The organism is Pseudomonas sp. Sample_21, from assembly GCF_004307525.1.
GTDB classification, from domain to species: domain Bacteria; phylum Pseudomonadota; class Gammaproteobacteria; order Pseudomonadales; family Pseudomonadaceae; genus Aquipseudomonas; species Aquipseudomonas atacamensis.
On the sequence record NZ_RCNZ01000093.1, the window covers coordinates 1 to 9,300 of the forward strand.

Here is a 9,300-nt window from a genome sequence, read left to right on the forward strand (position 1 = left end):
TAACCCAAAAGGCTTGCTCCTACGTTCGGCCCTCGCAGGCTCGGGTTCCTTCGCTGCGGGATCGATCCGGGCGCAGCGGCTCCGGTTTGCTTCGCTGCACCTCCTTCCGCTGTGTCTGGCTGCGCCAGACGGTCGCTGCGCTCCCACGCCCGGATCAATCCCTCCGCTCAGCCTTCCGACGTCGCCGGTGGATCAAGATCAAAAAGCACTCGAGCTTGCGCTCATTGTTGAGTGGGGCGGCTTTGCCGCGGGCAGCTGCGCTGCTTTGTTTTTCTGTGGGAGTGAGCTTGCTCGCGATAGCTATCTCAGAGATACGAGTGTGCAGCGGATCTACCCTGATCCCTGTGGGAGCTGGCTTGCCAGCGATGGCGGCCTTCCAGCCGACCAGTCTCTGACGGGTATACTCAATTTCAACTGTGGGAGCGAGCCTGCTCGCGAAGGCGTTGGGTCAGTCAATACGTAAGTGGCTGAACGAACGCTTTCGCGAGCAGCTCGCTTTCACAATTTGTTTTGTGCTGTCCGCTGCTATGGGTACATCCTCAGTTCTGTTACCCGCGAATAAACGCCAACAAATCCGCATTGATGGTTTCCGCTTGCGTGGTCGGCATGCCATGCGGGAAGCCCGGATACGACTTCAGTGTGCCGTTGGGCAGCAGTTTCGCCGATAACGGTGCGGAGTTGGCGTAGGGCACGATCTGGTCATCCTCGCCGTGCATGACCAGCACCGGCACGGTGACTTTTTTCAGGTCTTCGGTGAAGTCGGTCTGCGAGAACGCGACGATGCCGTCGTAATGCGCCTTGGCGCCGCCGATCATGCCCTGGCGCCACCAGTTGGCGATGATTCCTTCAGCCGGCTCGGCGCCTGGGCGGTTGTAGCCGTAGAAAGGTCCGCTCGGCACATCGCGATAAAACTGCGCGCGATTCGCCGCCAACTGCGCTTGAAAGCCATCGAACACCGATTTCGGCAAACCGCCGGGGTTGCTTTCGGTCTGCACCATCAACGGTGGCACGGCGCTGATCAACACCGCTTTGCGGACCTTGTCCTGACCATGCCGGGCGATGTAATGGATCACTTCGCCGCCGCCGGTGGAATGGCCGACGTGCACCACGTTGCTCGTACCCAGATGATTGACCACCGCCAGCACATCGTCGGCGTAGTGATCCATGTCGTGGCCATCCCAGACCTGGCTGGAGCGCCCGTGTCCACGTCGATCATGGGCAATCACCCGAAAGCCCTGTGCCAGGAAAAACAGCATCTGCGCGTCCCAGTCATCCGAACTGAGCGGCCAGCCGTGGTGGAAGTGGATCACCGGCGCGTCGCGCGGGCCCCAGTCCTTGTAGAAGATATCGACGCCGTCTTGAGTGGTGACAAAGCCCATATTCGTTACTCCTGACCTGTGATGGACAACCGCGATGTACGCGGACCGTTTGCGCAGAGGTACGACGACTCAGTGCGAGCCGTTATCAACTGTAGGAGCAATGCCGGGGTCTGCATGACCGCTGGTCACAACGTCTGGCTTCAAGCGCAAATTAGGCTTTGCTGAAAGGGATAAGCGCGGGCGTCCGTAGGTTTTTCCGACCACAGCGACGCCCCTTCGCACCACCGTGAGCCTGAGGAAATCCGCCGATGCTGACCCTTAATATCAATGGCAAGGATCAGGAGCTCGATGTCCCCGCCGACATGCCGCTGCTCTGGGTTCTGCGCGATGTCGCGCACCTGACCGGGACCAAGTTCGGTTGTGGCATGGCCCAGTGCGGCGCCTGCACCGTGCACGTCGACGGCGCGCCATTACGTTCCTGTATCACTCCGGCGACTGCCGTCGCCCACGGGCAGAAAATCCTGACCATCGAGGGCTTGTCCAGCGATGGCTCGCACCCGGTGCAGCAAGCCTGGGCCGAGCTGGACGTGGTGCAGTGCGGTTACTGCCAGTCCGGGCAGATCATGTCCGCCGCCGCGTTGCTGGCGAAGATTCCCAAGCCCACCGACAGCGATATCGATCAGGCGCTCTCCGGCAATATCTGCCGCTGCGGCACCTATCCGCGCATTCGCGCAGCGGTCAAACGCGCCGCCGAAATCGGCTGAGTCATTCTCTGGGAGAGGAACGATGAACAGTCCCGTATCGCGTCGCGGGTTTCTCAAGGGCAGCGCACTGTTGAGCGGCGGCTTGATGGTGGCGTTCGTGGTGCCCGGGGCCAATCGCTTTGCCCGCGCGGCAGAAAATCAGAACAAGACCTTCGCGCCCAACGCGTTCCTGCGCATTGCGGCGGACAACAGCGTCACCGTGCTGCTCGGCCATTCGGAAATGGGCCAGGGCATCTGGACCGGCCTGACCATGCTGATCGCCGAAGAACTGGACGCCGACTGGTCGAAAATCCGCGTCGAGCACTCGCCAGCCTCGGCGGCCGATTACGGCTTGCCGGCGTTTGGCGGCATGCAGATCACCGGCGGCTCGACGTCGACCTGGATGGAATTCGACCGCTATCGACTGGCCGGGGCGACGGCGCGGCAGATGCTCGTGGAAGCGGCTGCGAAACGCTTCGACGTCGCGCCGTCGACGATTCGCACGGAGTCCGGCGTGGTGATCGCCGGGGACCAACGCGCGACCTACGGCGAACTGGCCGATGCCGCCGGGCAACTGCCGGTGCCTGACCCGAAAACCATCACTTTCAAGGAAGCCAAGGACTGGAAAGTCATCGGCAAACCAACCAAGCGTCTCGACACCCCGGAGAAGATCACCGGCCGCGCCAGATTCGGCATGGACGTGCAGTTCGAAGGCCTGATGACCGCGATGGTCGCCCGCGCGCCGGTGTTTGGCGCCACGGTGAAATCCTTCGAAGGCGCCGCAGCGCTGGCCATTCCCGGCGTGCACAAGGTGGTGCAGGTGCCCAGCGGCGTGGCGGTGGTGGCCGAGCATTTCTGGGCGGCGAAGCTGGGCCGTGATGCGCTGAAGGTCGATTGGGATCTTGGGCCGCTGGCCGACATGAGCAGTGAAAAACTGCTGGAGAGTTTCCGCAAACTGGCAGCGACGCCGGGTACTTCCGCCACGCAGGCGGGGGACGCCAAGGCCAATTTCGGCAAAGCCGCGAAGAAAATCGAGGTCGAATACAGCGTGCCTTACCTGGCCCACGCGCCGATGGAACCGCTCAATTGCACGGTGAAAATCAGCGCCGGCAAATGCGAGATCTGGACCGGCACGCAGTTTCAGACCCTCGACCAAATGGTCGCCAGTAAGATCACCGGGCTCAAGCCCGAGCAGGTCGAAATTCACACGGAATTTCTCGGCGGTGGCTTTGGTCGCCGTGCCAATCCGACTTCGGATTTCGTCGCCGAAGCCGTGCAAGTGGCGAAAGCAGCGGGCTTGCCGGTGAAAACTGTGTGGGCGCGCGAGGATGACATTCGCGGCGGCTACTACCGCTCGATGTATCTGCACAAGGCGCAGGTCGGGCTGGGCGCTGATGGTTTGCCGATGAGCTGGCAGCATGTGCTGGTGGGGCAGTCGATCATGGCCGGGACGATGCTTGAGGCGACGATGGTCAAGAACGGCATCGATGCCACCTCGGTCGAGGGCGTGGCCGACAGTCCGTACATCAAGGATCTGCCTCATCATCAGGTCGACCTGCATTCGCCGCAGACCGGCATCAATGTGTTGTGGCTGCGTTCGGTCGGCCATACCCACACGGGTTTCGTCATGGAATCGCTGATCGATGAACTGGCGACGGCGGCGGGCAAGGATCCGGTGGAGTACCGGCGAACGCTGCTCAAGGCGCACCCGCGCCACCTCGGCGTGCTCAATCTGGCGGTGGAGAAGGCCAACTGGGGCGCGCCGTTGCCGGACGGGCATGCTCTGGGCGTGGCGGTACACGAGTCGTTCGGCAGCTACGTGGCGCAAGTGGCGGAGGTGTCTCAGGACAATTTGGCGATCCGCGTGCATCGGGTGGTCTGCGCGGTGGACTGCGGCATTGCAGTGAATCCGCAGAGCATCGCCGCGCAGATGGAATCGTGCATCACCTTCGGTCTCGGCATGGCCTTGCACAGCAAACTCACCGTCAAGGACGGCGGCGTCGTGCAGTCCAACTATCACGATTATCAGGTGTTGCGGCTCAACGAAATGCCGGTGGTGGAAGTGCATATCGTCCCCAGCAGCGAGAAACCCGGCGGCATCGGTGAGCCCGGTGTGCCACCGACCGCACCGGCCGTGGCCAACGCCGTGTTCGCCTTGACCGGGCAACGCCTGCGCGAACTGCCACTGCAACTGTCGGGGGTGTGAGATGAAACGACATCTTGTGTTGGGCACCGTCGTGTTGCTCGGTCTTGGTGGCTATGCCTCGGACCTGTTTGCCGAGGATCAGCAGGCGTTGAAAGCCTTCGCCACGGTGCAGAAAGTGTTCCAGAGCCCGCGCTGCCAGAACTGCCACATTCCCGGCGATTCGCCGTTGCAGTTCGACGCCGGCATCCCCCACGCGATGAATGTGGTGCGCGGCATGGATGGCAAGGGCGCTGCCGGTTTGCCCTGCGCCACCTGCCACGCCGAAAGCAATCCGCCGGCCAGTTACGGCCCTCATGCGCCGCCGGGTGCGCCACACTGGAGCCTGCCGCCAGCGGCGCACAAAATGGCCTGGATCGGTCTGCCTTCGGACAAGCTTTGCACCATGATCAAGGACCGCGCGAGCAATGGCGACCGGGATTTCGCCGCGCTGTTAAAACACGTCAGCGAAGACAAACTGGTGCTCTGGGGCTGGAATCCCGGGGCAGGACGCGCACCGGTGCCGGTGCCGCACGACATTTTCGTTGCGCAATTCAAACTCTGGGCCGACGCCGGCGGACCGTGTCCGGTGGCGCAGATGTGAAGCCTCGGCGATTTAACGCTACGCTCAACGCATGACTGTCTACGGAGTGTGCGCATGCTGGTGCCCGGAAAGCCTGCCAATGAAGCTGCACGTATCGACGCGCTGCATGGCCTGAATCTCAATTCGGAGCCGGAGGAACGTTTCGATCGCCTTACGCGCTTGGCCAAGCGTTTGTTCAACGTGCCGATCGCTCTGGTCACGCTGGTCGACAAGGATCGCCAGTGGTTCAAATCATGTGTGGGTCTGGATGTCAGCGAGACTTCGCGCGATGTGTCTTTCTGCGGCCATGCGATTTTGCAGAACGAGCTGATGCTGGTCCCCGATGCGCTGGAAGATCTGCGCTTTCATGACAATCCGCTGGTCACCGGCGCGCCGAATATTCGCTTTTACGCCGGGTACCCACTGACCGTGCCGGACGGTAACAAAATGGGCACCTTGTGCCTGATTGATACCAAACCTCGCCATCTCGATGACGAAGAGCGCGCGCTGCTGCGTGACCTCGCGGAGATGGCCGAGCAAGAGTTGTTGGCGGTGCAGATGGCGAGCATGGATGAGTTGACGCTACTGTCCAATCGCCGTGGTTTCAAGCAGCTGGCCCAGCATGCCCTGGATGCCTGCGCGCGTCTGAACCGGCCGGCGACGCTGCTGTTTTTCGATCTCAACGACTTCAAGCAGATCAACGATCTGTATGGGCATGCCGAAGGCGACAGTGCGCTGAAGACCTTCGCCGATGTGCTGCGCATTGCCTTTCGCGAAAGCGACGTGGTCGGACGCCTGGGCGGCGATGAGTTCGTCGCATTGCTGACTGGCTCCAGCCACGTTGAAACCACGCGGATCATGGCCCGGCTCAAGGAAATCCTCGAAGAGCGCAATGCCACGCTGCACCGCGGTTACGCGATTCGCTTCAGCGTCGGCCAGATCGAATACGACCCCACGCGCCACGAAACCGTTGATCGGCTGCTCGCCGATGCGGATGGCGCGATGTATGCGCACAAGCAAGCTCTGAAAGGCTGCTAGCACCGGCACCATCGCTGGCGAGCCAGCTCCCACAGGTTTCGATGGCGCGGAGGATTTTTCAATTCAGCACCATCTCTGTGGGAGCGAGCCTGCTCGCGAAGGCGTCAGCCGATTCATCGCCGGGTTCGCCAGTGCTCAGCGCTTGGGCGGGCTCAGCTTCTGGTAAAACGCCAGCCATTTCTCGTGACTGGCCGCGGCATCCTCGAGTTCGGGCATGCGCAACGCGTCTTGCAAGGCTTTCGCTTCATAAGCATCGAACAGATGCCGGACGGCGGTGCTGGCAATGGCGTTGACTCTGTTGGAGGCGAAGGTATCGGGCACGGCGGTGCGTGCCTGTTGCGCCAGTGGTGCGCCCTCAATATCGAGGCGAGTGATAAACGCCTTGCAGGTGGCGTTCAAGCGAGGCTTGGAGCCGTTTTTATAGGCTTCGGCGTCGAGGGGCAGCGTTTTCGCCGCTTCTTTCGCCACCGATGGTTTGAGTAATGCGATGTCGATATCGCGACGCAGCACCACTTCATCTCTGCTGGTGAAAATCTCGAAGACTCTGGTTGGCCGCCCATGCAGCAGTGCCAATATGCCAAACGGCGCCGTGCCGGCCTTGGAAAGTTTGTCGGTGGCTGCCGATACTGGCCGCAGGGCGAGCAATTCCAGCGTGTTGTCTTCGAGGTCGAGCCGTTGCGCCAACGGCAACCGGCAGAACGCCTCCTTGAGAATCGCGACATGCGCGTCCTTCATATGCTTGAGGCGCGCCGCCAGCGCTGCATGAAAAGCGCTTGCCACGTTGTTCAGTCTGGGCAGCGAGGCAATCATCGATGGCAGTTGCAATTGTGCATTGCTCGATTGCCATCCCTGCATGTCACCCGTTAGCTTGCCGGCAATGTGTAATTGGCTCAGGGAATAATGTGGCCCGGTTGTATCAGCGTCCGAGGCTGGAACAAACAGTGCCTTCTCTGTCAGGTGAGGGGAATCAGCGAAGATCTTGCGCAGATCCGCGAGGGCAATAGTGGCGGGGGTGGGCGGTGACGACTGGAAGGCCCGGCGGTAAAAATCGTAAATCAGACGATTGTGGTTGCGAAAGAGCAGATCGGCTTGCTTGAGCGTGGCGGCGTCATAGACCGTGACTTGAAAATCGGCATCGCGCTGGATCAGCCCTCGTGCAACCGCCCAGTCCACTACGACCGAGGCACACGGCTCCTCGCGCAGAAACTTGTAGAAATCAGCCGGCGCCGGGCCTTTCGTCAGCTCGCGCAATTGCTCGTAGGTCATCAAGCGCGCCGCGCCCGGCAGGCGTCTTTCGATATACAGCACGACCTGTTTCAACCTCACCCAGCGCAGGCAACTCATATAAGGCAGTGATCGAGGAATGCCCCGGATGAGAAACTCCGGCGAGATGCCGGACAACAACAGGTGGGTCGCCAATGTCTTGTTCTTGACCAGTGCGAGTTGGGGTTGCCGGTCGATGAACCGGCGCACTTCGTCATAACTGTCGCCCCAGAAATCACTGCCCTCCAGGCGCTGGGCGACGATTCGGTTTATGTCTTCACCGGCGCTCGGTTCCAGGCTGAGAATCAATGCAGCGAGCAACAGCCGTTCGCGGTTGGTGGCCAGAAGGCGTTTTTTGTGAGACGGCGCTCCGAGGTTCTTCACCAACTGGTTGCCCAGCGTCCGTGCGCGCGACGTAATCAGGATACGACTGATCAGGTAGTCGGCTTTTGCCTTGAGGGTATTGAGCGGCAGATCGGTGTCGACCCCTTCACTGAGGTAGTCGATCAGTGGCGGCGAGTCTTCTGGCAAAAAAGCCTGGGTGGTGTCGATGATGCTCTGACGTTGCTGCGCGGTGAACCGCTCGGTCTTCGTCCAGGGTTGACCCAGCAGATACCACTGATTCATGTGCCCGGGACGCATGTGCAGATTGATCTTGTCCCATTTCGCCAGGGACAGGGCTTGCTCGACAGTTTTTGGCAACGGTAGCTCGTAAAAACGCAACATTTGCCCGAGGGTGACTTTACCGCTCGAGCGCAGGGCGCCGCCGGCTTCGCCTGCCTGAGCTTTAAGCTGGTCGCGATGAAGTTTCAGATCGGAATGCTTTTCCACTTCAGTCGTCAGGTTGACCCAGCCTTTGGCGCTGGCCGTGCCGACATGACCGGACTCGGTCACCAGCAATGGACTGTCGGCGGGCAACCCGTGCTGTTGCAAGATGGCTTGAAAATCCGCATTGGAGCTGAATATCTGCAAGCGCTCCTGGCCCAGCGCCATCTGCACCGAGAGCGTGGAATCCGGATGGGGCTCGCTGAATTCCTCGTAATCGATTCTGGCTTTGGGTGCCTTGTTCCAGCTCAAAACTTCCAGGCGTCGCCCAATATGCCGGACGTCCTCCAGATCGCCGAAGTCTTCGCGATAGCTGCGGATAGGGGTGCCGGTCTGCACGTAGTCACTGACGTAGGGCAGCTCAGGCCAACTGTGCTGTCGCAGGCGTTGCGCAAGCGCTCTGGCTTGTCCCGCATCTTCCGGCAGCGCAAATTCATAGCGACGCAGCAGCTCGCCCAATTTCAGGCGCGGGCCTCTGACAGGAGCGGAAACAGACGCCGAAGCAAGCGTTACCGGCGTATCGAGAAAGCCTCGTTGCTCGAACGGATCGCTCGCCAGCAACACCGCATCGATTCGATCGGCGATCGCCCTGAAATCATCCAGTTGCGCGTTGCGTTCCTTCACCACAGCCGACGTGCTGTGGCCGTTTTCATCGATGGCAGCCAGCCCGCTTTTCTTCAGTTCGGTGAGGATGACGCGGGCCTGAATCTGGTTTTGCGGTTCCGGGTAACCGTAGAACGCCAGCACCACTTGCCGTGGAAAGCGATACAGCGGGTTGGCGGACTTGCCGCCGATATAAGGCAGGCCCAACCCGGCAGGGTCGATGCGTTGGGAAATCGATTGCAGCATCGGCGCCACCTGCCACCAGCCAGAGTCGTCCTCCAGGGTGAAGGTGCGTACGTCGGAGGCGCCATTCGCTGGTGTGCGCGCTTGCAGAATGTCGCCTTTGATTTGCAAGGTATCCAGGTCGATGTGAAAGCGACTGGCCCAGTCGAGAAACTCAGGGCGTTCGAGGGCGGTCCAGTAAAGCTCCATCCATTCGCGCAGCAGGCATGGACGAGGAACCTCCAGCGTGCGTGCCGGCGTGGCCGCGGTGACCACCGGTACGGCGGTCAATTCTGCGATGAGATTGTGGATCAGCGTCTGTTCATGTACCGGTGTGTCGTTCATCTGCGCCTCCCTGGCGGCTGATAAGCATCGAGCGCCGAGTATCAAAGGCAGGGCAGGGTCGGTGGCGGTACATATGTAGTGCGGAGACCTTTTCTGCAGGAATAAAAAAACCCGCCGGATCCCAGACTGTGTGAAAACGCACTGATGGTGGTTCCAGCAAACGCCCCGACTTGTACG

At 60.9% G+C, this 9,300-nt stretch carries 6 protein-coding genes; 4 read left to right on the forward strand and 2 right to left on the reverse strand.

Features of this window, described 5'->3' with window-relative positions; all coding sequences use genetic code 11:
- Window positions 1-548 precede the first annotated feature (548 nt).
- Window positions 549-1,379 (reverse strand): alpha/beta hydrolase, encoded by an 831-nt coding sequence (locus tag D8U71_RS17970; protein WP_130888334.1) that lies wholly within the window; start codon window positions 1,377-1,379, stop codon window positions 549-551.
- A gap of 248 nt (window positions 1,380-1,627) precedes the next feature.
- Here D8U71_RS17970 and D8U71_RS17975 point away from each other — a divergent pair, with 248 nt between their 5' ends.
- The 4 genes from D8U71_RS17975 to D8U71_RS17990 are packed head-to-tail and all read left to right on the forward strand — an operon-like array spanning window position 1,628 to window position 5,865.
- Entirely contained in the window at window positions 1,628-2,083 is a 456-nt protein-coding gene (locus D8U71_RS17975) for a (2Fe-2S)-binding protein (protein ID WP_007937751.1), read from the forward strand.
- Window positions 2,084-2,105: 22 nt separating this feature from the next.
- Complete coding sequence (locus D8U71_RS17980; protein WP_130888335.1) at window positions 2,106-4,268, forward strand: xanthine dehydrogenase family protein molybdopterin-binding subunit; 2,163 nt, start codon at window positions 2,106-2,108, stop codon at window positions 4,266-4,268.
- Window position 4,269: 1 nt separating this feature from the next.
- Window positions 4,270-4,848: a hypothetical protein gene (locus D8U71_RS17985; RefSeq protein ID WP_130888336.1), complete on the forward strand. Its 579-nt coding sequence runs from the start codon at window positions 4,270-4,272 to the stop codon at window positions 4,846-4,848.
- A gap of 54 nt (window positions 4,849-4,902) precedes the next feature.
- On the forward strand, window positions 4,903-5,865 hold the full coding sequence (locus D8U71_RS17990; RefSeq protein WP_130888337.1) for a sensor domain-containing diguanylate cyclase: 963 nt from the start codon (window positions 4,903-4,905) through the stop codon (window positions 5,863-5,865).
- 135 nt (window positions 5,866-6,000) lie between these two features.
- On the opposite strand, the gene D8U71_RS17995 is transcribed toward D8U71_RS17990, so the two are convergent.
- Window positions 6,001-9,123 (reverse strand): hypothetical protein, encoded by a 3,123-nt coding sequence (locus tag D8U71_RS17995; RefSeq protein ID WP_130888338.1) that lies wholly within the window; start codon window positions 9,121-9,123, stop codon window positions 6,001-6,003.
- Window positions 9,124-9,300 lie beyond the last annotated feature (177 nt).

What these genes read in the sequence shown, in the direction of transcription:
- D8U71_RS17970 (WP_130888334.1), bottom strand. Translation starts at nt 1,379, where the DNA reads ATGGGCTTTGTCACCACTCAAGACGGCGTCGATATCTTCTACAAGGAC.
- D8U71_RS17975 (WP_007937751.1), top strand. Translation starts at nt 1,628, where the DNA reads ATGCTGACCCTTAATATCAATGGCAAGGATCAGGAGCTCGATGTCCCC.
- D8U71_RS17980 (WP_130888335.1), top strand. Translation starts at nt 2,106, where the DNA reads ATGAACAGTCCCGTATCGCGTCGCGGGTTTCTCAAGGGCAGCGCACTG.
- D8U71_RS17985 (WP_130888336.1), top strand. Translation starts at nt 4,270, where the DNA reads ATGAAACGACATCTTGTGTTGGGCACCGTCGTGTTGCTCGGTCTTGGT.
- D8U71_RS17990 (WP_130888337.1), top strand. Translation starts at nt 4,903, where the DNA reads ATGCTGGTGCCCGGAAAGCCTGCCAATGAAGCTGCACGTATCGACGCG.
- D8U71_RS17995 (WP_130888338.1), bottom strand. Translation starts at nt 9,123, where the DNA reads ATGAACGACACACCGGTACATGAACAGACGCTGATCCACAATCTCATC.